General features: G+C 73.4%; 21 protein-coding genes. 8 read left to right on the forward strand and 13 right to left on the reverse strand.

All coding sequences use genetic code 11. The features are described 5' to 3' along the window. Window positions 1-114: 114 nt before the first annotated feature. Genes ABZW17_RS19740 through ABZW17_RS19760 form a run of 5 tightly spaced genes read right to left on the reverse strand, consistent with a single transcriptional unit; the run spans window position 115 to window position 4122 of the window. On the reverse strand, window positions 115-528 hold the full coding sequence (locus tag ABZW17_RS19740) for an ATP-binding protein (RefSeq protein ID WP_354815698.1): 414 nt from the start codon (window positions 526-528) through the stop codon (window positions 115-117). 11 nt (window positions 529-539) lie between these two features. Then, complete coding sequence (locus ABZW17_RS19745; RefSeq protein ID WP_354815701.1) at window positions 540-896, reverse strand: STAS domain-containing protein; 357 nt, start codon at window positions 894-896, stop codon at window positions 540-542. 34 nt (window positions 897-930) lie between these two features. Further along, window positions 931-1371: a response regulator gene (locus ABZW17_RS19750; RefSeq protein WP_354815704.1), complete on the reverse strand. Its 441-nt coding sequence runs from the start codon at window positions 1369-1371 to the stop codon at window positions 931-933. Continuing rightward, the gene (locus ABZW17_RS19755) at window positions 1368-2930 is read right to left on the reverse strand and encodes an ATP-binding protein (protein WP_354815707.1); all 1563 of its coding nucleotides are present in this window, start codon (window positions 2928-2930) and stop codon (window positions 1368-1370) included. The genes ABZW17_RS19750 and ABZW17_RS19755 overlap by 4 nt, the downstream gene beginning before the upstream one ends. Beyond that, window positions 2920-4122 (reverse strand): SpoIIE family protein phosphatase, encoded by a 1203-nt coding sequence (locus ABZW17_RS19760; RefSeq protein ID WP_354815710.1) that lies wholly within the window; start codon window positions 4120-4122, stop codon window positions 2920-2922. The genes ABZW17_RS19755 and ABZW17_RS19760 overlap by 11 nt, the downstream gene beginning before the upstream one ends. 197 nt (window positions 4123-4319) lie before the next feature. Between ABZW17_RS19760 and ABZW17_RS19765 the strand changes: the two genes are divergently transcribed. Continuing rightward, window positions 4320-4676 (forward strand): hypothetical protein, encoded by a 357-nt coding sequence (locus ABZW17_RS19765; RefSeq protein WP_354815713.1) that lies wholly within the window; start codon window positions 4320-4322, stop codon window positions 4674-4676. Between the two features lie 3 nt (window positions 4677-4679). On the opposite strand, the gene ABZW17_RS19770 is transcribed toward ABZW17_RS19765, so the two are convergent. The 3 genes from ABZW17_RS19770 to ABZW17_RS19780 form a co-directional block, all read right to left on the reverse strand. After that, window positions 4680-6017, reverse strand: a complete 1338-nt coding sequence (locus ABZW17_RS19770; protein ID WP_354815716.1) for a DUF2252 family protein — start codon at window positions 6015-6017, stop codon at window positions 4680-4682. A gap of 34 nt (window positions 6018-6051) precedes the next feature. After that, complete coding sequence (locus ABZW17_RS19775) at window positions 6052-7107, reverse strand: DUF6801 domain-containing protein (RefSeq protein ID WP_354815719.1); 1056 nt, start codon at window positions 7105-7107, stop codon at window positions 6052-6054. Window positions 7108-7184: 77 nt separating this feature from the next. Further along, complete coding sequence (locus ABZW17_RS19780) at window positions 7185-8414, reverse strand: DUF6801 domain-containing protein (RefSeq protein WP_354815722.1); 1230 nt, start codon at window positions 8412-8414, stop codon at window positions 7185-7187. A gap of 333 nt (window positions 8415-8747) precedes the next feature. Here ABZW17_RS19780 and ABZW17_RS19785 point away from each other — a divergent pair, with 333 nt between their 5' ends. Next, on the forward strand, window positions 8748-9311 hold the full coding sequence (locus tag ABZW17_RS19785) for a hypothetical protein (RefSeq protein WP_354815725.1): 564 nt from the start codon (window positions 8748-8750) through the stop codon (window positions 9309-9311). Further along, the gene (locus ABZW17_RS19790; protein WP_354815728.1) at window positions 9308-10489 is read left to right on the forward strand and encodes a lipase family protein; all 1182 of its coding nucleotides are present in this window, start codon (window positions 9308-9310) and stop codon (window positions 10487-10489) included. Before ABZW17_RS19785 ends, ABZW17_RS19790 begins: the two co-directional genes overlap by 4 nt. Here ABZW17_RS19790 and ABZW17_RS19795 read toward each other — a convergent pair whose 3' ends face one another. Continuing rightward, window positions 10490-11089 (reverse strand): hypothetical protein, encoded by a 600-nt coding sequence (locus ABZW17_RS19795; protein WP_354815731.1) that lies wholly within the window; start codon window positions 11087-11089, stop codon window positions 10490-10492. 39 nt (window positions 11090-11128) lie between these two features. On the opposite strand from ABZW17_RS19795, the gene ABZW17_RS19800 reads away from it, so the two are divergent. Further along, a complete protein-coding gene (locus tag ABZW17_RS19800) occupies window positions 11129-11602 on the forward strand; it encodes a GtrA family protein (RefSeq protein ID WP_354815734.1) in 474 nt (157 codons plus the stop codon). Here the strand turns inward: ABZW17_RS19800 and ABZW17_RS19805 are convergent. After that, the gene (locus tag ABZW17_RS19805) at window positions 11585-12796 is read right to left on the reverse strand and encodes a helix-turn-helix domain-containing protein (protein ID WP_354815737.1); all 1212 of its coding nucleotides are present in this window, start codon (window positions 12794-12796) and stop codon (window positions 11585-11587) included. The two genes, ABZW17_RS19800 and ABZW17_RS19805, sit on opposite strands and share 18 nt — an antisense overlap. A 193-nt stretch (window positions 12797-12989) precedes the next feature. On the opposite strand from ABZW17_RS19805, the gene ABZW17_RS19810 reads away from it, so the two are divergent. Continuing rightward, the gene (locus ABZW17_RS19810) at window positions 12990-14189 is read left to right on the forward strand and encodes a helix-turn-helix domain-containing protein (protein WP_354815739.1); all 1200 of its coding nucleotides are present in this window, start codon (window positions 12990-12992) and stop codon (window positions 14187-14189) included. A gap of 48 nt (window positions 14190-14237) precedes the next feature. On the opposite strand, the gene ABZW17_RS19815 is transcribed toward ABZW17_RS19810, so the two are convergent. Further along, window positions 14238-14552, reverse strand: coding sequence for a hypothetical protein (locus tag ABZW17_RS19815; protein ID WP_354815742.1), 315 nt, complete (start codon window positions 14550-14552; stop codon window positions 14238-14240). A gap of 87 nt (window positions 14553-14639) precedes the next feature. On the opposite strand from ABZW17_RS19815, the gene ABZW17_RS19820 reads away from it, so the two are divergent. The 3 genes from ABZW17_RS19820 (at window position 14640) to ABZW17_RS19830 (ending at window position 18352) form a co-directional block, all read left to right on the forward strand. Next, a complete protein-coding gene (locus tag ABZW17_RS19820) occupies window positions 14640-15557 on the forward strand; it encodes an alpha/beta hydrolase (RefSeq protein ID WP_354815745.1) in 918 nt (305 codons plus the stop codon). A 216-nt stretch (window positions 15558-15773) separates the two neighbouring features. Then, the gene (locus ABZW17_RS19825; RefSeq protein ID WP_354815748.1) at window positions 15774-17120 is read left to right on the forward strand and encodes a helix-turn-helix domain-containing protein; all 1347 of its coding nucleotides are present in this window, start codon (window positions 15774-15776) and stop codon (window positions 17118-17120) included. A 38-nt stretch (window positions 17121-17158) separates the two neighbouring features. Next, entirely contained in the window at window positions 17159-18352 is a 1194-nt protein-coding gene (locus ABZW17_RS19830; RefSeq protein WP_354815751.1) for a helix-turn-helix domain-containing protein, read from the forward strand. Window positions 18353-18537: 185 nt separating this feature from the next. Here the strand turns inward: ABZW17_RS19830 and ABZW17_RS19835 are convergent, their stop codons facing one another. Continuing rightward, on the reverse strand, window positions 18538-19611 hold the full coding sequence (locus tag ABZW17_RS19835) for a KR domain-containing protein (RefSeq protein ID WP_354815754.1): 1074 nt from the start codon (window positions 19609-19611) through the stop codon (window positions 18538-18540). After that, the gene (locus ABZW17_RS19840; RefSeq protein WP_354815756.1) at window positions 19608-20879 is read right to left on the reverse strand and encodes an AMP-binding protein; all 1272 of its coding nucleotides are present in this window, start codon (window positions 20877-20879) and stop codon (window positions 19608-19610) included. Before ABZW17_RS19840 ends, ABZW17_RS19835 begins: the two co-directional genes overlap by 4 nt. Window positions 20880-20892 lie beyond the last annotated feature (13 nt).

The following is a 20892-nucleotide window of genomic DNA, read 5'->3' on the forward strand; positions in this document are numbered from 1 at the left end:
GGGCGCCCCCCCCGCCGCAACCGCCCGCGCCGCCCATCCTGAGCGGCTGGCCCGCCGCCGCCGTCGTGAGTTAAAAACCGTTTAAAACCCGTTTTCCCCCCCCACGACCGGTGGTCAGCGGGCGTCGGGGACCGGGTCCAGGTCCCAGGCCAGGGTCACGACCGTCCCCGCGTCGCCGGCCGAGATGTCCGCCCGGTCCGCGCTCGCCCGCAGCAGCAGCAAACCCCGCCCCCGCAACGAAACCGGCTCCGCGTCCGGGACCGGGGCGCGCCACTGGCCGTGGTCGGTGATCACCACCTCGATCCGGTCCGGGTACGCCGAGGCGTCGACGTCCACCAGGCCGTCGCCCGAACCGTCGTAGGCGTGGTCGGCCACGTTCGCCAGCGCTTCGTAAGCCGCCAGCACGATGTCGCCGGCCCGGTGCTCGCCGACGCCCGCCGCGAGCACCCACGCCGTCAGCTCGTGACGCAGGCGGCGGAGGGCCTCCGGGACGGCCGGCACGCCGTGGCACCGGAACGGTTCCTGCATCCGCGCCGGCCTCATGCGAGTGCTTCGCCGACCGTGGCGTGGACGCCGATCCACGTGTCGAGCCCGGTCGTCCGCAACGGTCCCGACGTCACCGCCGAATCGCTCACGACCCGCAGCGCGCGCTCGGCCAGCCTGCGGTGGGCGGCCGCGAGCACCTGCAGCCCGGCCGAGCAGAAGAACGTCACCTCGCGCAGGTCGACCACCAGCTTCTCCGGCCCACCGGCCAGCACCACGTCGACGACTTCCCCGAACTCCGGCGCGCTGACCAGGTCGATCTCCCCCGCCACGGCGAGCACCGCGGTGCGGCCGCGCCAGTCCAGCGTGACCGCCAGTTCGGTGGCGGGCAGATCCGGCGTCGAAGGGGGCACGGCCACCCATCGTGCCGCACTCACCGCGAAACGGCTACCGGTGCGGGAGCTGCACGACGGTGACCCAGAAGTCGTCGATCTTCCGGACCACTTCGACGAACTTCTCGAAGTCGACCGGCTTGGTGACGTAGGCGTTGGCGTGCAGCTCGTAGCTGCGCAGGATGTCTTCGTCCGCTTCGGACGTCGTCAGCACCACCACCGGGATCGTGCGCAGCGCGGGGTCCTGCTTGATCTCGCCGAGCAGCTCCCGGCCGTCCTTGCGGGGCAGGTTGAGGTCGAGCAGGATCAGCCCCGGCCGCGGCGAATCCCGGAACGGCCCTTCGCGGTGCAGGAACCGCAGCGCTTCGACGCCGTCCTCCGCGACGTGCAGCGGGTTGCGGATCTTGTGGTGCGTGAACGCTTCCCGGGTCATCAGCACGTCGCCGGGGTCGTCCTCGACGAGCAGGATGTCGATCGGGGTGGGCGCCTGCGTCATGCGTTCCCCTTGTCTTCGCGGGCGGGCAGGGTGAAGCGGAAGGTCGTGTCGGCGGCTTCGGTGTCGAGCCAGATCCGGCCGCCGTGGTACTCGACGATCCGGCGGCACAGGGCCAGGCCGATGCCGGTGCCCGGGTACGCCGAGCGCGTGTGCAGCCGCTGGAACAGCGCGAACACCCGTTCGGCGTACTCCGCGTCGATGCCGATCCCGTTGTCCGCCACCGAGAACACCCAGTCGTCGCCGTCGCGCTCCGCGGTGACCCGGACCTCCGGCGGGGTTTCGCCCTTGAACTTCAGCGCGTTGCCGATGAGGTTCTGGAACACCGCCGTCACCAGCGCCGGCTCGACGCGCACCGCGGGCAGCTCGCCGCGGGTGACCTTGCCGCCGCTCAGCGACAGCGCCACCTCCAGGTTCGCGAGCGCGTCGTCGACCAGCGCCCCCGCCTCGGCCACGACGTGCTCGCCCGGCTTGCGGCCGACCCGGGAGAACGCCAGCAGGTCGTTGATCAGCACCTGCATCCGCTTCGCGCCGTCGACGGCGTACTCGATGTACTGCTCGCCGCGCTCGTCGAGCAGGCCCTGGTAGCGCCGCTGCAGCAGCTGGCAGAAGCTGGCCACCTTCCGCAGCGGCTCCTGCAGGTCGTGGGATGCCACGTAGGCGAACTGCTCCAGGTCGGCGTTGGACCGCTCGAGCTCGCGGGTGCGGCGGTCCAGCATCGCGTTGGACTCCTCCGCTTCGCGCGTGCGCCGGTCCAGCATCGCGTGCGCCCGTTCGAGCTCGGCGACCTCGTCGAGGATGCGCTGCCGCATCGCCTCGACGTCGGCGCCGAGCTGGGCGATCTCGCGCGGCCCGCTGCCGTGCACCGGCCGGTGGATGTCGGAATCGGCGACGTGGCGGACCTCGCCGGCCAGCCGCAGGATCGGCCGGGTGATGACCTGCCGCAGCCCGGCGAACAGGCCGACGAACAGCAGCAGCACGAGGGCGCCGATGACCACGAACACCGCGGTGAGGAAGTTCGCCGCCGCGTCCAGGTCGACGCGGCCGGTGTCGCGGATCGCGGCGAGGTGGTCGAGCTGGGCGTCGAGGGCCTTGCGGACGTCGCCGAACAGGGTCCGGCCGCGCTCGACCTGGGCCGCGGTGACCGGAGGTGCGCCGGGGGCGACGGTCGGCTCGGCCGCGGCCTGCCAGGCGCCGGCCGCCCGCAGCACCGCCGTCAGGTCGTCGCCGATCCGGGTGCCCGGGTCCGCCCCGAGCTGCCGCAGCTGGGTGACCGCGTCGGCCTGGGAGCGCATGCCGTCGGTGTAGGGGACGAGGAACTCCGGCTGCCGGCCGAGCTGGTAGCCGCGGACGCCGGTTTCCTGGTTCAGCAGCGCGGTCGACAGCTGGGTCGCGGCCAGGCGCTGCGGCGCGATCACGTCGAGCAGGCGGGTGCGGGCCTCGGTGAGGTTGTGCAGCGCGATCCCGCCGGCGATCAGGGCGGCGACCAGCAGCACCGCTTCGACGGCGGCGAGGATGGCCAGGCGGCGGCGGATCGGCCAGCCGCGTGCGTCACCGCTCATCGGTCACGTCTCCCGGGTCGTGGCTGAGCAGGGCGAGGGCGACGTCGTCGTCGAGCGGGCCGGCGTTGAGCCGTTCGGCGCGGGCGATCAGCTCGTCCAGCAGGACGTGGCTGTGGATCCCGGTCTGCCGCTTGATGTCGAGCACGAGGGCGGCCATCCGCTCGTGGCCCAGCCGCTCGGACCCGGCGCCGACGCGGCCCTCGAACACGCCGTCGGTGTAGAGCAGCAGCGACCAGCCCGGCTCCAGCGGGACGTCCAGCGCCTCCCACTTGGCGCCTTCGACGACGCCGAGCGGGACGCCGAGGCGTTCGCCGGAGAGCAGGTGCCCGTCCTCCGGCGTGAGCAGCAGCGGCGGCAGGTGCCCGGCCAGCGACAGGCGCAGGGATCTTCGGTCCGGCGCGACGACGACCATGCAGACGGTGGCGAACAGCGGCTCGATCCGCTCGTGCACCAGGACCCGCTCGACCATGCTCAGCACGTCGGGCATCGGCAGGCCGGCCATCACGAGCGAGCGCCACGCGATCCGCAGCGCGACGCCGAGCGCGGCCTCGTCCGGGCCGTGGCCGCAGACGTCGCCGATCATCATGTGCACCGTGCCGTCGGCGAGCTCGATGGCGTCGTAGAAGTCGCCGCCCAGCAGGGAACCGTTGCGGCCGGGCCGGTAGCGGGCGGACAGGTCGAGGTGGGGGTCGCGCAGCAACGGGCTCGGCAGCAGGCCGCGTTCGAGCCGCGCGTTCTCCCGCGCGAGCAGCTGCTGCTGGAGGAACTGCTGCTCGACCTGCTCGGCGCGCTTGCGCTCCCGCGCGAACCGCAGCGCCTTCAGCAGCAGCGGGCCGTCGACCTGGTCCTTGACGAGGTAGTCCTGCGCGCCGGCGGCGACCGCGGCGACGCCGGTGGCCTGGTCGTGCTGGCCGGTCAGGACGACCACGGCGACGCCGGGGGCGTGCTGGCCGAGCTTGGTCAGGCCGGACAGCCCCATCGCGTCGGGCAGCTGCAGGTCGAGCACGACGCAGTCGGCGGTGAGCGGGCCGCTCAGCGCGGCGGCGAGGGTGTCGACGCGTTCGAGCGAGCACGGCGTCGCCGTGTCCGCCAGCATTTCCTCGACCAGCAGGGCGTCGCCGTCGTCGTCCTCGATCAGCAGCACCCGCAGGCGCGTGCGGGGATCCCACGATGAGTCGAGCGCGGCGGTCACCGGCGTCTCCCGTTCGGCTGCTCTTGAGCCAGCACATCCAGACGATCAACCCTAGCGGCACCGGCCGCGGCCGCCTACGGCCGTGGAACCGGTCCCACCGGGGTAGCGTTTTATAGCACCCCGGTGTGACACCGGGTCGATAACGGTTCGGGTCACGGCCGGACCCGAACCGGGCACAGCGCGCTTACGCTGCGCTGATGGCCCTGTCCGCCGCGCTCGCCTGGTGGGGTGCGACGGCGTGCTGGTTCCTCGGCACCCTCGCCGGCCGCCTGACCGGCAGCCACACGGCGATCACCGGAGCCATCCCGTTCCCGGTCGCGGTCCTCCTGTTCGCCGGCTGCGCCGGGCTCTGGGCCCTGCTCGTCCTCGCGGCCCGCCGGGGTCTCAAGGGCGCCCGTCCCGTGCTCGCGGTGGCCGGCGGGCTCGGGATCGTGGACCTCGTGGTGCAGCTCGTCGGGGACGTCGTGACGCGCAACCCGGTGCACGGCGGCCTCTTCCTGGCGGCGCTGGTCCTTTCCGGCGCCGGGTTCACCCTGATGTTCCGGCCGCGCTGACGCTCAGAACAGCGGGCGGCCGCTGTTCTTGGCGGCGACGTACGCCTGCCAGTCACCGGTGACCTGGTCGGCGTAGCTCGTCGCGAACGCCCGCGTCTCGGCCTGCAGCCCGGAGACCGACGTGATGGCGCCGTCGATCGCCGCGTCGGCCGAGTACGCCAGCCCGGTGCCGGCGATGTCCTGGTCGGCGCGGGCGTGCGCGGCGGCCAGCAGGCGCCCGACGTCCCGGACGGTGTCGTCCCAGATCGCGGACGTCGTCAGGTCGCCGATCTTCAGGTCTTCGGCGAACGGCGACTTCTCCTTGACCAGGACCGGTGTGCTGCCCACGCTCGCCCAGCCGGCCAGCGGGTCCGACTGGTTGGCCAGCCAGCGCAGGGCCAGCGCCGGGCGCTGCCCGCCGGTGAGGGTGGTGGCGTTCGGCGCGAGCTGCTTCGGCGCCGGGTCGACCTGCTGCTTGAGTTCGAGGATCCGGTCGTCGGAGTTCGCCGTCGTGTCCCCTTCGACCAGCACGTACCAGCGGAAGCGGCCCAGGCTGCCGGTGCCCGCGCCGGTGCGGCGGCGGACGTCCTTGACGACGGCTTCGGACGCCTTGAGCGGCTTGCCCGCCGTGGTCCGGTAGGCCGCGATCGCGGTCACGAGCTGGGTGCGCGTCGCCGCCGGGACGGCCTGCAGCTGCGGGTCGTCCTTGAAGTGGCCGCCGGTGGTCCACTTGGCGATCAGGTCGGCCCGCTTGTCCCCGGCGGACCCGTCGATCAGGTCGCTTACGAGGTCGGAGGTGTTGGCCGAGGTCAGCCGCCAGCTCGCTTCGTCGTTGGTGCCGTGGAACTTCGCGATCCACTGCGCGTACTCGGCGACGAACGTGTCGACGTCGGTGGCGATCTGGCTCGCGCTGCGGCCGTCCGCCCGGCCGGCGAGGACGATCGACACGGCTTCGCGGCGCAGTTCCCACGTCCACGACCCGCGCCAGGCGTCGTCGGTGTCGGTGATGGCGAACTGCTCTTCGTTGTCGGCCCCGCGGTCGGCGCCGGTGTTCTCCAGGTGGGCGTCGCCGGTCAGCCACACGTCGCCGCCCGCGGTGGCGTAGGCGGACGGCGGCAGTTCGCCCAGGTCGCGGTAGTACAGCGGCGAAGTGCCCCGGAAGAACGCCCACGCGCTGGACGCCAGCGTCTGCGTCCGCAGCGTCAGCTCGTCGTCGGTGGCGCCGCCGTCGAGGACGTGCAGCGCGTGGTCCCGGTCGTAGATCACCGCCACCGGGTCCCGGCTCAGGCCGGCCGCCTCCCCGGGCGCGGCGGTGGCGAGCAGCGTGACAACGACCAGAGTCCCCACAGTGGTTCGGCGCATTCCCCCAGGTATACCCGGATCGGGTGAGCGGCAGTCAGCGCGCAGTCAACGTCAGGGCGAACGTGTTCCCGTCGCCCTGCACCAGCGAACTCAGGTACGCGGTGAACGCGCCGCAGCCGGTCAGCGGCGGGATCGCGTACGGCCCGCTCACCGGCCCGCCCGACGCGAGCGCGAACCCCGGCCCCGTCTTCAGGTCGACCGGGATCGGGGCGCTCGCGCGGCACCCCGCATCCGCGACCGGCAGCCCGAACAGCGTCACCTGCGGCAAGGCCAGCGCCAGCTTCGCGTGCGCGACGAAGCCGTCGCCGGTGACTTCGCCGGTTTGCGGGCCGTCCGGGCCGAGCTGCAGGTCGGCGGTCCCGGGCACGAACCCGAACACCTTGAACTCCGCCCGCGTCCGGTCGAAGGCCGGGGTGAACCCCGTGAACGTTCCGGTGAGCGGCGCGGTCGCCCCGAGCGCCTTGAGCGTGGTCGAGCCCGTGACGCCGTAGTCGCGCGCCGACGTGCCGAGGTCGAAACTCAGCAGCACCGGGTCCTGCCCCGCGTCGAGCGTGCAGTCCGAGGTGAACGAGCCGAGCCCGGTGAACGAGCCGTCGGCCTTCTTCGGGGTGAGCCGCGCGCTGAAGCCGCCGATCGTCAGCGTCGTTTTGCCGGCGTTCGGCAACTGCACCGGTGGCACCGAACCGGACGCGTTCGTGGTGAACGGCCCCGACGCCGGCACCGCCGTCTTCGCCACGGTCAGCGGCAGGGCGAGCGGCAGCGTCAGCGAGCCGTTGGCCAGCGTCACCCCTGCGGACGCCGTCCCTTCGATGCTCGCCGCGCCGACCAGGGCCAGGCCGCGGGCGGACTTGTCCGGCACGGTCACCGCCACCGCGAGGTCCGCCGTCGTGAACGTGCCGCCGGGCGCGGCCGGCACATCGAACGACGCCTTGACCTCGACGTCCAGCTTCTGCAACCCGATCAACGGGAAGGGGCAGGTGAAGCTCAGCTCCTTGTCGATCGGCGTCGACGCCGCCGCGGGCGTGGCAACGGCGACGGGGCCGGCGAGGGCGAGCACGCAGGCGGCGAGCAACGACCGGGCGATCCGCACGGGCGCTCCCTTTCTCGAGACGTGGCACCGGCCCCCGCCGCGGCACGGTCGGCGCGCAGCGGGGGCCGGCAGATCGGTCACTTCTTGGCGAGGGTCAGGTCCAGCGAGTTGCCGTCGCTCTTGGCGAAGGCGCTGACGATGTCGTTGAACGGACCGCAGTTCTGCAGCGCCGACAGCGAATAGGTGCCCGCCAGCTTGCCGCCCTTGAGCAGGTCGAAGCCGGGACCGGTGGTCATTTCGCTGGTCGACGAGGTGGTCGTGCCGCACTTCGGGTCGGTGCTGATCGGGATGCCGAACAGGGTGACCGTGGTGAGGAACGTGTCGAACTTGATGTGCGCCTTGAAGCCGGTGCCGACGAGCTCACCGGTCTGCGGGCCGTTCTGCACGACCTTGACGTCCGAGCTGCCCTGCAGGAAGCCGAACAGCTTGAAGTCGGTGTGCGTCGGGTTGAGCTGCAGGCTGCCGGTGAACTTCTTGTTGGCCAGGTCCACGTCGGCGTCGAACGAGCCGGTGATCGGCGCGGTGCTGCCGAGCGACTTCAGCGCCGTCGACCCGGTGATGCCGAAGGAGTACTTGATGCCCCCGCCCGGCGGCGTGGTCGTGGGCGGGGTCGTCACCGGCGGCGTGGTCGTCGGCGGCGTGGTGACCGGCGGGGTCGTGGCCGGCGGGGTGGTCGTCCCGCCACCGCCGTTGATGGTGATCGTGGCCAGGGTGTTGTTCTGGCCGCTGTCCTGCGTGCAGGGCGCGTCGATCGTGCCGTCCGGCGTGATGCCGGTGACCGAGCCGTCGGCCTTGCGCGGGGTGACCTTGAGGTTCAGGTCGCCGACGGTGATCTTCGCCTGGCCGGGCTGGGTGAACGTCAGCGACGGCGTCTTGCCCGCCGCGTTGATGTTCATCTCGCCCGACGCCGGGATGTTCGTCTTGTCCAGCGTGATCGGCACGCTGACCGGCAGGTTGAGGCTCGGCGCGGCGACGGTCGCGCTCGCGGTGGCGGTGCCCTCCAGCGTCGTGGCGCCGATCAGGCTCAGGCCGCTGACGGTGTCCGCGTTGATGGTGGACACGGCCTTGATGTCGAACGCGCCGGTCGGCTGGCCGGTGTTCACCGTGGTCGGCAGGTCGGTGTTGATCACCACCTTCAGCGACTGCGAACCCACCAGCGGGAAGGTGCAGTGGTAGTTCAGCGTCAGCGAAATCGGGTCGGCGGCGCTGGTCTGCGCCCCGGCGACGAGCGCGGTGGCGATGAGCCCGGCCGCCGCCGTGGCCGCGGCGGCCGCGACCGTCTTCTTCTTGCCAGTTGGGTGACTCACGATGGTCCTTCCGTGTATCAACAGTGATACGAAACGGCGGAGCGTTCCCTGGAAATGACCGTCCGGAAATCGCTGCCGAACGGTACGCTAACGAGCACCGCTCGCCTCGATCAAGCGCTTCCGGTAAAAAGGTCACGTGGGCACGGCAAATTGTCACACCGGCACGTCGAGGCGCACGCTTTCCTAGCAGCTCCGGGAAGGTTTGCCCAGTACAACGCCACCGGCGAACCGCTGATGCGCGTGACAAAACCGGGTACCGGAATGTTGACGCAGGTGCCAACCGGCCATTCCGTTCTTGCTCGCCGGGGAGCGCGCCGCGTAGCTTCGAAACCCATGAAAAGAATGCACAGCGCGGTGCTCGCGATGTCGGCGGCCGCGCTTCTGTCGTGTGCCGCGTGCGCTTCGGACACCCCGCCCGACCCGGGCCGCCACGCGGATCCGGCGGCGCTCGCGTGGGTCGACAAGGTGTGCACCGGCGTCGCCGCGGGCTCGGCGAAGCTCGCCCAGCCGCCCGCGGTCGACGACGCCGACCCGGTGAAGACCCGGGACGCGATGGTCGGCTTCCTCGGCCGGCTCGGCTCCGCCCTCGACGACATGGCTGGCGGCATCCGCACGGCCGGCGTCCCGCCCGTCCCGGATGGACAGTCTGTTGTGGACAAAGCCACCGGCAACCTCACCGAGACGAAGACCAAGCTCGCCGAGACGAAGACCCGGATGGAGCAGGCGAAGGTGACCGACCAGCCCAGCCTGCGCAAGGTCATCTCCGAAGCCGACTCGACCATGGGGCAGCTGGCCGACCCGGAGGGCCCGATCAAGGACCTCAAGACGAACTCCGAGCTGAACCTGGCCTTCAGCGAGTCCGCGACCTGCAAGCGCGTCTACGGGACGGGCTCGTGACCGCCCGCCGCGTGCTCGCCGCACTGGTGGCGGTGGTCCTGAACGCGGTGTTCGCGCCCGCGGCCGCCGCCACGGCGCCTGCTCCGCCGGACGATTCGTTCTACGTCCCGCCGTCCCCGCTGCCGGCGGGCAAGCCGGGTGACGTGCTGCGGTGGCGGCCGTCGAAGGCGGGCCCGCGTTCGGCGTCGGTCGACGCGTGGCAGGTGATGTACCTGTCGACGAACGCGCTCGGGCAGCCCGACGCGGTCACCGGCACGGTCCTGGTGCCGAAGACCGCCGATCGCGCGAGCGCCCCGATCGTGGCGTTCGCCCCGGGCACGCACGGCCCGGCGTTCGCCTGCACCCCGTCGGCGATGATCGACATCGGCGCGTTCTACGAGCAGCCGGGCCTCGACGACCTGCTCGACGCGGGCTACGCGGTGGCGGTCCCGGACTACGAGGGCTACCAGCCGTCGCCGAAGACGACGTACGTGGTGGGGAGGTCCGAAGGCCCGGCGGTGATCGACGCGGTCCGCGCGGCCCAGCGGCTCCCGGCGGCCGGGCTGTCGGCGTCGGCGAAGGTGGTGTTCCGCGGGTATTCCCAGGGCGGCGGCGCGGCGGCGTGGGCCGGCGAGCTGCAGCCGTCCTACGCACCGGAGCTGAACCTGGTCGGCATCGCGGCCGGCGGGGTGCCGGCCGACCTGGTCCAGGTGACCCTGCAGCTCGACGGCAAGTTCGGCTTCGGCGTGTTCGCGTACGCGCTGCTGGGGCTCGACCGGGCGTACCCGGAGCTGCAGCTGGACTCGTTCCTCAGCGACAACGGCCGGGCGAAGCTGGCCGAGATGCAGCGGAGCGCGTGCACGTTCGAGCTGCTCACGACGTACGCGAACCAGAAGATCGCGGACTACACGACTTCGCCGGGCTACATCAAGCCGGCTTGGGTGGCGCGGCTGAACGAGAACAAGCTGGGCGGCACGCCACCGCGGGCACCGGTGTTCCTGTACCACGCGACGGGCGACCAGCTGGTGCAGTTCGCGCAGGCGGACGCGCTGCACAAGGCGTACTGCGCGGCCGGGGTCCGGGAGACGTGGAAGACCTACGACACCGACCACATCACGCTGGTGTACACGGGAAACGCGGACGTGCTGGCGTTCGTGCAGGACCGGATCGCGGGGAAACCGGCGACGGCGAGCTGCTGATCAGCGGTTCCGGCCGCCGCGCGGGTGCTGCTGCCAGGAGCTGATCACCGAGCTCACGTACTCCCGCCACTGGTCCTCCGGCGAGGCCGTCGACGGCGGCGGGGGCTCGGCGTGGGCGGGTTTGCGGCCCGCGGCGGACGGCACGCTCGTGGTCCCGGGCGGCGAGTCGCGCACCTGGGCGGTGAGCGGGGGCGCCGCCGCGGAGGCGCTCATCGTCACCACACCTTCGCTCGACGTCGTCGGGGGCGGCGGCGCCGGGACCGCCGCGCCGGGCGGGGGCACCGCCGTGCCGCCCACCTGGTGCGGCTGGAACAGCACGACCGCCGCCAGCCCGAGCCCGACGGCCGCGCCCGCGGCGAGGACGTACGGCTTCGCGCGGCGGGACCGGTCGGCGGGCGGGGTCTCCTGCGGGCGCTCGTCGCCAGCTGCCAGCTCCGCGTCGAGCACGGCCAGCGGGTCGGGCGCGGGCTCGGGTGCGGTGGCTGCCTCTTCGGCGAGCTTCGCGTCGAGTTCGCCGCGGATCACCAGCGGTCTCGTCTGCGAAAGGTTCACCAGTTCGGCGACCGAGGGGAGTTCGCCTTCCCCGCCCGTCCGTGCCATCGAAAGACCTCCGCCCTGTCGGCGCCACCTGGAGGAACCATGCCCGAGCCGCGAGAGCTGCTCCGCTTCGCCGTCGTCGGCTCGGCCGCGTACGGGGTCACCCTACTGGGCGACTACAGCCTGAAGTTCACCGTGTTCCGAGAGAAGCCTGTGACGGCCCTCGCGATCGCCACGGTCGCCGCCACGGCCTTCGCCTACCTGCTGTCCAGACGCTGGTCGTTCGCCACCCGCGGCGGCCACGGGCGGGTGCGCGAGGCGACGCTGTTCTTCGCCGTCAACGCGGGCGCGGTGGCGGTGAACCTCGTGCCGCCGCTGGTGTCGCGGTACGTGCTGCACCTGGCCGTCCCGCACGTCGGGTACGCCACGCAGGAGGTCGCCGACTTCGTCGCCGGGATGGTGCTGGGCACCCTGTCGGGGACGGCGTTCCGCTGGTGGGGCTACCGGCGGTGGGTGTTCCCGCGGCCGGCCGCCACCCCGGCAGCGCGGCCGCGGGCCTCAGCCGTGGTCCGGTAGCGCCCGCTCCGCCAGCAGCGCCAGCTCCAGCCGCAACCGCTCACCCGGGTCGTCCAGGCGGTCGCCGAACAGCTCCGCCAGCTTCTTCAGCCGCGCCCGGATCGTCTGCGGGTGCAGGTCGAGCACCCGCCCCAGCTCCGGCGCGCTGCCCCTGGTCCGGACCAGCGCCAGCAGCGTCTCGGCCAGCTGCTCGCGGCGACGTCCGGACAAACCGGACAGTGGCTCGAGCGTCGTCGAGGCCAGCTGCGTGAGCAGGAACTCGTCGGCGAGCAGCAGGAGCGTCGTCACGTGGTCGCGGCACCAGATCACCGGGCCCGGCGCGTCGAGGAGACCGCGGGCGGCCAGGTCGACCGCGCGGCGGGCGATCCGGAACGACTCGGGTGCTTCGGCCGGCGGCACCAGCGGGCCGACCGCGGCCGTCCAGCCCGGTGGCAGCCCGGCGAGGCCGGCCAGGTCGACGTCCGGGGCCGGGGTGAGCGCCGCCGGCGGGTCGCCGGCCGGGTCGGCGGGGACGTGCTCCGGCAGCAGCCCGGGCGGGAACTCCGGGGCGCCGGGCAGCGCGCGGAACGCCACCGCGGCGACCCGCTCGGGCACCGGCAGCCCGGACGCGGCGACCAGACTGTCCCACTCCTGAAATGTCTCAGCGGCCGGTGTGCGGCCGCCGAGGAGCGCGCGCAGCAGGCGGCGGTGCCGTTCGCCGGTCCCGGCCACCGCCGCTTCCGCCGCGCGGTAGCCCTCCGCAATGGCGGCCATCGACGTCTCGACGTCGGCGAACATCCCTTCGGCGGCGCCGTACAGGACATCGCCGGACAGGCCGGCTTCCCGCGCGATGTCGGCGATCCACCGCCAGGTGATCCGGCTCGACACGCGCACCGCCGCCTGCACGGCCTCGCGGCTGAGACCATTGTGGAACGCTTCGCGCCCGTGGCCGCGGAACCCGGCCAGCCGGTCGGCCTGCCACATCGCGGGCGTGCCGACGCGGTCGACGTCCCGCTCGATGCCGCGCCGCGCCTGCTCGATCGCCACCGCGCGCCCGGGGCCGTGGCCGAAAGTCCCGGAATATTCCGGAATCTCGGCGGCGATCGCGTCGATACAGGCCCGCGCGATCTCCGGGATCCGCGGGCGCACGGCGTCGCCGAGTTCGTGCGGCAGCCGGGACCACACGGAGCCGTCCGAGGCAGCGGAACCGCGCATGGGGAATTCAGTCCTCCACTGGGAATTGGTACCGCAGAAATGGCCCCGCCATCTGACACGGAGCGTAGAACGCGCACCCGTCCGTGTCAAAAGGACGAGTGAGCGTCACCCTTTCCGGGAACCGATCGTTGATTTTTCAGTGACATCCGGGTCGGATACGCTCGGGCCGCACACGCACGCGAAGGGGGATTCGTTGGTCGAGTACCGCAGCTTCCGCCTGCTGGCCTCGCTGCCGCGCGCGCTGGGCGCGGGCCTGCGCCCGCACGTCGGGCACGCGGCGGCCTCGATGATCCAGGAGGTGCAGCGCACGGTCCCGGCCTACGGCCAGCCGCTCAAGGGCGTGTTCGGCAAGGTGCTGGTGAAGAGCGTCGAGTACGCGGTGCAGCACTGCGTCGATGCGATGGGCGAGCCGGCGCTGCCGCACGAGCCGTGGGTCGAGTTCTACCGCGGCCGCGGCCGGATCGAGTTCACCGAGGGCCGCACCCTCGACGCACTGCAGGACAGCGCCACGATCGGGGCCCGGGTGGCCTGGCGGGCGATGCACCCGGCGGTGGTCGCCGCGGGTGTCGACCCGGCGGTCATCTCGACCGCCGCGGAGGCCATCTTCGCCTACGTCGACGAGCTCTGCGCCACCGCGATCGAGGGCTACCAGCAGGCACAGGCCGAGGCCGAGGGGGCGGTCCCGGTCCGGCGGCGGCGCCTGCTGGAGCTGATCGCGGGCGCCCCGGAGGGGGCGGCGAGCAGCATCGCCGAACTGGCGGGCGGCGCGGGCTGGCCCCTGCCGGAGACGGCGGCGATGGTGGCCCTCGAGCGCGGCCCGGACGCGGCGGACTTCCCGGCGGACCTGCTCGGCGACGGCGTCCTGGCCGACCTCGACGGCCCCGAGCCGTACCTGCTGACCAGCGACCCGGACGCGGACCTGGCCCCCCTGACGGCCAAGCTCGACGGCTGGCGCGCGGCGGTGTCCCCGACGGTGCCCCTGGTGGACGCCCCGGCGGCCCTGCGCACGGCCCGGCGGGCCCTGCTGCTGTCGGGCCCGGACGTCCCGGGCCCGCTGATCTGGTGCCGCGACCACCTGGCGACGCTCTGGCTGCTGGCCGAGGACTTCCTGGCGGCCGAGCTGGCCCGGCAGAGCCTGGACCCGTTCGCTTCGCTCAGCGAGAAGCAGCGGGAACGGTTGAGCGAGACGCTGCTGGCGTGGCTGGAGACGCGGGGCGGAGCACCGGAGATAGCGCAGCGGCTGGGGGTGCACCCGCAGACGGTCCGCAATCGCCTGCGTCAGCTGGAAGAGCTGTTCGGCGACCGGTTGAAGGACGCGGACGACCGGCTGGGCATGCAGCTGGCGTTGCGAGCGCAACGGCTGATGCGAGCGCACCGGCCGCCGGAGGGCTGAACGCACCCGGCGCAGGCAGGCAACCGAGCGCCGCATCGAGGCACTCGGTCACCCGTCCTCGCGCGGCGATCCGGGTGCTCCGCCGCAGCTCGCCTGCGCCGCGCCGGCCTGCACCACGCGGTCGAGCGCGCGCACCGGCATCGGCAGCACCCGCCGCCACGGCCGGCGGCCCGGGCGGCGGCGGGGCAGCCCCTGGTGGGCGAAATGGATACTCGCGCGGCAGGACATCAGCGCGTCCGGTGCGTCATTGCGACCATGCGTCGAGGATTCCCAACCGGCTCCGGAATGTCGATACGCATTCCCGGTGACCTTCCGGAAACCCGCACGCGCGGCCGCCTTTTCCGCCGCCTTCTTGTCATGCACGGCCGACGATTCGCGGCAGTGTCCTTCGCCACATCCCCGAAAGCGGTCCGGTGTCCTAATTTCGGGTCCCGCGAGAAAGGGCCACCGATGACCGTCAAGACCCTGACCCTGCACGGCCGCCGGATCCGGCTGCACGAGCACCTGCCGTCCTCGGGTGCTTCCGACGAAGCGATCGTGCTGCTGCACGGGATCGCGGGCAGCGCCGAGACCTGGGCGCCCGTGCTGGACCGGTGCGCCGCGCTCGGCCGCCGCGTGCTCGCGCCCGATCTGCCCGGGCACGGCGAATCCGAGGCACCCCGCGCGGACTACGGCCTCGGCGCGATGGCCGCCACCGTGCGCGACATCCTCGCCCTGTCCGGCGTGCGGCACGCCACCGTCGTCGGGCACTCCCTCGGCGGCGGCATCGCCCTGCAGTTCGCCTACCAGTTCCCGGAAATGTGCGACCGCCTGGTGCTGGTCGCCGGCGCCGGGCTCGGGCGTGAAGTGAGCCCGGTGCTGCGGGCCACGGCGCTGCCCGGTGCCCCCGCCGTGCTGGCGCTGGCCGTGAACCGGGTGACGCTGGCCCTCGCGCGGGCCGTCGCGCGGGCCGCCGGCCGGATCGCCGGGCCGCGCACGCCGGAAACCCGGGAACTGGCCCGGCACTTCGGCTCGCTGGCCGATCCCGCGCGGCGACGCGCGTTCCTGGTCATCGCGCGCAGCCTGATCGACCTGCGCGGCCAGCGCGCGAGCGCCGCCGACAAGCTCTACCTGGCCGAAGCCGTGCCGATGCTGCTGGTCTGGGGTGCCCGCGACCCGCTCATCCCGGTGAGTCACGCGCACCGGACGGCCGCCTTGCTGCCGGACAGCCGCTTGACGGTACTGGAAAACGTGAAACACTTTCCGCACGTGGCCGACCCGGACCGGTTCTGCGTGCTGCTGAACGAGTTCGTCACCGGGACCGCCCCCGCGCGCCTGACCCTCGACGACGTCGTCACGCGGCTGACCGCCGCGAACCGGGCCTCCTGAAAAGTTGTCATCCGCGCACCATTCCGCCGCGCCGGAAGTGTCACCTGCCCCCGCGCCGTTCCACCCGTTCGGGTGTAGTCCGGACGGGTTACCGCAAAGTCAGCGGAGAACCCGTTGACAGTGCCGTTCGCGCGAAATTATGTTGCCTGAGCCACAAAATTCGGATCGGCTGTCCCGGCGAAGAGGCCGCTTTTGTTGCCAGCAAGGATAAAACACATGACCGACGTGGACACCGGATTCGCCGCCCCCGCCCTGCGGGCCGGCCGGCCGAACCCCGGCGAGCGCACTTCCGGACCGGCCTACCGGCAGCAGTCCGTGTCGGCCCGGCCCGCCTACCCACCCGCGCCGCGCACCCCGGTGGACCGCCGTCCGGGCCGCGCTTCCGGCGCCATCGGGCTCTGGGCGTCACTGCCCCGCGAGCTGGCGATCCGCTTCAAGCCGCGGGTCGACCCGCTGGCACGGGCCATCCTGCAGGAGGTGCAGCGGGCGGTGCCCGAGTACCGCCAGCCGCTGGAGGGCGCGTTCGGACACATCATCACGCAGGGTGTCCGGCAGTCGATCATCCAGTGCCTCGACAGTGTCGGCACGCCGAACGCCGTGCCGCTCGAGACGTGGACGACCGTCTTCCGCAACCTGGGCAAGATCGAGTTCAACGAGGGCCGCAGCCTCGACTGCCTGCAGACCGCCTACCGGGTCGGCGGGCGCGTCGCGTGGCGGCACATCAGCGAGTTCGGGCAGGCCGCCGGCGTCTCCGCGGACACGCTGTGCACGAGCGCCGAGGCCATCTTCGCCTACGTCGACGAGATTTCCGCGCTCTCGATCGAGGGCTACACGGCGGCGCAGACGCGCGCGGCCGGCACCCGCGCCCGCCGCCGGAGACGACTGCTGGAACTGCTGCTCGCCGATCCGCCGTCCGCGCCGCAGACCATCACCGCGCAGGCCGCCACGGCGCAGTGGGCGTTGCCGGCCGAGGTCACCGTCGTCGCCCTCGAACCCCGCGCCGACCAGCACAGCCTCGCCGCGCCCGACCTGCACTCCGACGTCCTCGTCGACCTCGAAGGCGGCGAGCCGTGCCTGGTCACCGGCGACCCGGACCGGCACCTGAAGAACCTCGCCGAGCGGCTGCCGGGCTGGCGCGCCGTGATCGGCCCGGCCGTGCGGCTCACCGACGCGCCGCGCTCGCTGCTCTGGGCGCGCCGGACGCTGAAGCTCGTCCAGCGCGGCGTGCTGCCGGACGCGCCGGTGACCCGCTGCACCGACCACCTGTCCACGCTGTGGCTGCTCGCCGACGAGTTCCTCGTCCGCGAACTGTGCGCGCGCAGCCTGGAGCCGTTCAAGGACCTCACGCCGAAGCAGCGGGCGCGGCTCGGCGAGACGTTGCTGATCTGGCTGCAGTCCCGCGGCAGCGCGCCCGAGATCGCGAAGAAGCTGAAGGTGCACCCGCAGACCGTGCGGTACCGCATGCACCAGCTCGTCGACCTGTTCGGCGACCGGCTCCACAACGCCGACGACCGGCTAGACATGGAGATCGCGCTGCGCGCGGAGGCTCTCCTCGGTTCCTGAACTCCTCTTCCACAATGTCTTCCACAACGGGGTGGGCGATGACGGGACCGCCCGTCGAAACGAACTTCGGGCCGATGCTCGGCGACGACGGCCGGCCGGGACAGCTGTGGGCCCTGCTCCCCCGCGAGCTGGCCGCGGTGTTCCGGCCGCGGCTGCTCGACGTCGCCGACGAGGTGCTGCGCGAGATCCAGCGGACCATCCCGGACTACGCGCGGCCCCTCGACGGCGCGTTCGGCAAGGCGCTGCGGGCCGGCGTCCAGGCGGCGATCCTGCAGTTCGTCGACCAGATCGCGGCGTCGGAGCCGCTGCCGGACGACCGCCGGAAGGTGTTCGTCGGGCTCGGCGTGCACGAGCTCGCGCAGGGCCGCAACCTCGACGTCCTGCAGGCCGCCTACCGGGTCGGCGCACGGGTGACGTGGCGGCGGATGGCGGAGGTGGGGACGCGGGCCGGCGTGCCGTCGGCGACGCTGTGCCTGCTGGCCGAGGCGATCTTCGCCTACATCGACGAGCTGTCGGCGTTGTCGATCGAAGGGCACGCGGCGGCGCAGGCGCGGGCGGCGGGCGCGCTGGAACGGCGGCGGAGACGGCTGCTGGACCTGCTGCTGGCGGACCCGCCGTCGCCGTCCCGGACGGTCCAGGAAGCGGCGACGGCGGCGGAGTGGCCGTTGCCGCACCGGCTCGTCGCGGTGGCGCTCGACGGGGCCGCCGACGTCACCGGGCTGGACGCGCTGGAGGACTTCGAGGACGGCACTCCGCGCCTGCTGCTGCCCGCCCCCGCGGACCGCTGCGGGCTGACCCGGGCCCTGGCCGGCCGGCGGGCCGCGGTGGGCCCGCCGGTACCGCCCCGCCAGGCGGCCCGCTCCCTGGCGACGGCGCAGGAGGCCCTGCGGCTGGTCGGCGACGTCCTGCCGGACGAGCCCCTGACCTGGTGCGAGGACCACCTCGCGACGTTGTGGCTGCGCAAGGAGCCGTTCCTGGTCACGGAGGTGTCCCGCCGCCGGCTCGCGCCGCTCACGGCGTTGACCCCGAAGCAGTACAGCCGCCTGGCCCACACGCTGCTCGCGTGGCTGGAGACGTGCGGCAACGTCCGCGAAGTCGCCGACCGCCTCGCGATCCACCCCCAGACGGTCCGCGCCCGCGCCCAGGAGCTGGAGGCCCTCTTCCCCGACCACCTCCGCCGCCCGGACGACCGCTTCGAGATGATCCTCGCCCTCCGCGCCACCCTCACCTGACCGGTCGGCTCGCGTACCCAGGCAGTCGGCTCGCGTACCTGGACAGTCGGCTCGCGTACCTGGACGGTCGGCTCGCGTACCTGGACGGTCGGATGACGAGCCGACCCTCCCGGTACGCGAACCGACCCTCCCGGTACGCGAGCCGACCTTCTGGGTACGCGAGCCGACCCTTCGGGTGCGGGGCATCAGGCGAAGTCGGGCCAGTGGGCGGTGGTGGCGGGGAGGCCGCGGGCGCGGCGCCAGGCGGCGAACGCGTCGAGCCAGGCGCCGGCGGTCGCGGAGGGCAGCCGGGGCGGGGTGGGGGACGAGACCAGGAGCCACCAGTCCGGTGGGCAGTCGGCGGTGGCCTCGTGCAGGCGGCAGGCGCCGAGGACTTGGGGACGCCAGGCGGTCTCGACGTCGTCGGCGAGCTCTTCCGCCGCGTGCACCACGCCTCGCAGGGGGACGCCGTCCGCCGTGGCCGCCGCGATCAGGCGTTCCGCGACGCCCGGGGCCGCGATGTCGCCGGGGACGGCCACCGTGTCGACCCCGGGCAGGACGAGCGGAGTCCGTCCGGAAAGGACGATCCGGGTGGCGCCGGTGGCCGCCAGCCGGCGGGCGATGGCCGGTCCGCGCTCGCCCGTGATCACGTACGCGCCGGGCCCGCCCGGCACCTCGGCCGTGAACGGGACGCGGGCCGGCCGCGCCGCGTACCGGACTTCGTCGCGCCAGCGGACGTCGTCGTCCGGTGCGTCCGCGCGCAGCTCGCGCACCAGGAACCCCAGGTCGGCGCGGGCGTCGAAGTCGACGAGGCTCGCCCGCAGCTCCGGCCGCTCGACCGCGAGCACCCGCACCAGCCCGCGCAGGGACAGCAGCCCCGGCTCGCCGCCCGACTGTGTGAGCAGGTGGAACCGGACGCCGGGGCCGAGCCGGGCGACCACCTCGAGCACCGCGAACAGCAGTTCCTGGGCGGCCTCCGGGTCGTGGTAGGCGTACGGCGCCCCGGTCAGGAAGACGACGCCGCGCACCGGGCGTTCGGCCAGGAAGGCCGGCAGCTCGTCGAGGTCGTCGCGCGGCAGCGACAACGCGTCGTCGCCCGCCGCGGCCAGCGCCAGGGCCAGCGCGACGGCCCGGCCGAGCGCGGCCGGGTGCTCGTCGGTGAGCAGCAGCCACGCGGCGGACCCGGTCGGCGACGTCACCGGCAGCGGCGCCTCCGGCCACGACACCTCGGACGACGAAGGGGCGAACGGGACGCCGGGCGAGAGCGCCGGCCCGGTCACCACAGGCCGTCCCCGCCCCGGGAACCCGCGGGCAGCACGACGACTCTGCGCAGCGTCAGCCCGTGCCGCGCCGACACCGCGTGCCGCACCGCCCGCTCGACCTCGCCGCGCGGCGGGACGACGCCGTCGACCAGCTCCAGGACGACCACCGCCTGCTGCCCGGCGACGGCGAACGCGGCCGCGGCGTTCGGCCGGATCGCCGGGTGCGCCTCCTCGGCCGTCGCTTCGAGGTCCTGCGGGTGGTGACCGGCGACGAGGCCGCGGCCGGTGACCGTCAGCTCGCCGGCCTCGTCCAGGACACCGAGGTCGCCGGTCCGCAGCCACCACCGCGGCTCGTCGTCGCCGGTGAGGAACGCGCAGAAGACCCGCGCCGACTCCTCGGGCCGGTTCCAGTAGCCGCGGGCGACGTTCGGCCCGCTCACCCAGATCTCGCCGGCCACGCCCGGGGGCCGCCGCCGTCCGTCCGGGCCGACGATCGCGACCGACTGGCCGGCCGGGCGGCCGCACGAGACCAGCGCGGTCGCTTCGGCAAGGACGTAACACTCGCGCAGGCCCCCGGACACCGCCCGCAGCCGGTCCAGGTCCGGATCGTCGACGCTCACCAGGGTTCCGGCCGCCTCGACGGCCCCGGCCAGGACGGCTCGCCTCTCGCAAAGCACCGCGGGCCGGCCGGTGACGATCGGCACCGCCACGCCGAGCAGCAGGCCGAGGGGATCGCTCGGCGGCAGCCAGGTGACCACGACGGGCCGGTCCAGTACCTGCGCCGCCTGCCGCGCGTTGGCCACGACGTTCGCGTGGGTCACCATCACCCCGCCCGGGTACTGCAGGTAGGCCACGTCGTCGGGTGCCGGGGCGGCTTCGGCGAACGGCGCGTCCGCAACGGCGTCCACGGCGAGCACGCGATGCCCGCACGTGTCCGAAGTAGACAGGAATCGCCGGGTCGTGGTCACCGTCGCCGCGGTCGCGAGCACGATCGACGGCTGCGCGTCGGCCAGGACGCGGGCCCGGCGGTCCGGCCCCGCCGGGATCGCGACCAGCCCGGCCCGCAGCACGCCGAGTAACGCGACGACGCAGTCGGGTGACGGCGCGATCAGGATCGCCGCGCGCTGCCCCGGCTCGGCGACCCGGCGCAGGGCCGCGGCGACGGCGGTGACCCGGCGGTCCAGCTCGGCCCAGGTCAGGGTGATCGGCCGGGCGCCGGACCAGGTCAGCGCCGGCTCGTCGCCCGCCGCCGCGGCGCGGCGGGCCAGCAGCTTCGAGAGGGTCATGGCTTCCTCGTGC

The sequence above is a fragment of the Amycolatopsis sp. NPDC004625 genome (genome assembly GCF_040609695.1).
In the GTDB taxonomy this organism is placed as follows: Bacteria; Actinomycetota; Actinomycetes; order Mycobacteriales; family Pseudonocardiaceae; genus Amycolatopsis.

What these genes read in the sequence shown, in the direction of transcription:
- ABZW17_RS19740 (WP_354815698.1), bottom strand. Translation starts at nt 528, where the DNA reads ATGCAGGAACCGTTCCGGTGCCACGGCGTGCCGGCCGTCCCGGAGGCC.
- ABZW17_RS19770 (WP_354815716.1), bottom strand. Translation starts at nt 6,017, where the DNA reads ATGCGCCGAACCACTGTGGGGACTCTGGTCGTTGTCACGCTGCTCGCC.
- ABZW17_RS19800 (WP_354815734.1), top strand. Translation starts at nt 11,129, where the DNA reads ATGCCCGAGCCGCGAGAGCTGCTCCGCTTCGCCGTCGTCGGCTCGGCC.
- ABZW17_RS19755 (WP_354815707.1), bottom strand. Translation starts at nt 2,930, where the DNA reads ATGAGCGGTGACGCACGCGGCTGGCCGATCCGCCGCCGCCTGGCCATC.
- ABZW17_RS19765 (WP_354815713.1), top strand. Translation starts at nt 4,320, where the DNA reads ATGGCCCTGTCCGCCGCGCTCGCCTGGTGGGGTGCGACGGCGTGCTGG.
- ABZW17_RS19785 (WP_354815725.1), top strand. Translation starts at nt 8,748, where the DNA reads ATGAAAAGAATGCACAGCGCGGTGCTCGCGATGTCGGCGGCCGCGCTT.
- ABZW17_RS19840 (WP_354815756.1), bottom strand. Translation starts at nt 20,879, where the DNA reads ATGACCCTCTCGAAGCTGCTGGCCCGCCGCGCCGCGGCGGCGGGCGAC.
- ABZW17_RS19820 (WP_354815745.1), top strand. Translation starts at nt 14,640, where the DNA reads ATGACCGTCAAGACCCTGACCCTGCACGGCCGCCGGATCCGGCTGCAC.
- ABZW17_RS19830 (WP_354815751.1), top strand. Translation starts at nt 17,159, where the DNA reads ATGACGGGACCGCCCGTCGAAACGAACTTCGGGCCGATGCTCGGCGAC.
- ABZW17_RS19825 (WP_354815748.1), top strand. Translation starts at nt 15,774, where the DNA reads ATGACCGACGTGGACACCGGATTCGCCGCCCCCGCCCTGCGGGCCGGC.
- ABZW17_RS19805 (WP_354815737.1), bottom strand. Translation starts at nt 12,796, where the DNA reads ATGCGCGGTTCCGCTGCCTCGGACGGCTCCGTGTGGTCCCGGCTGCCG.
- ABZW17_RS19795 (WP_354815731.1), bottom strand. Translation starts at nt 11,089, where the DNA reads ATGGCACGGACGGGCGGGGAAGGCGAACTCCCCTCGGTCGCCGAACTG.
- ABZW17_RS19750 (WP_354815704.1), bottom strand. Translation starts at nt 1,371, where the DNA reads ATGACGCAGGCGCCCACCCCGATCGACATCCTGCTCGTCGAGGACGAC.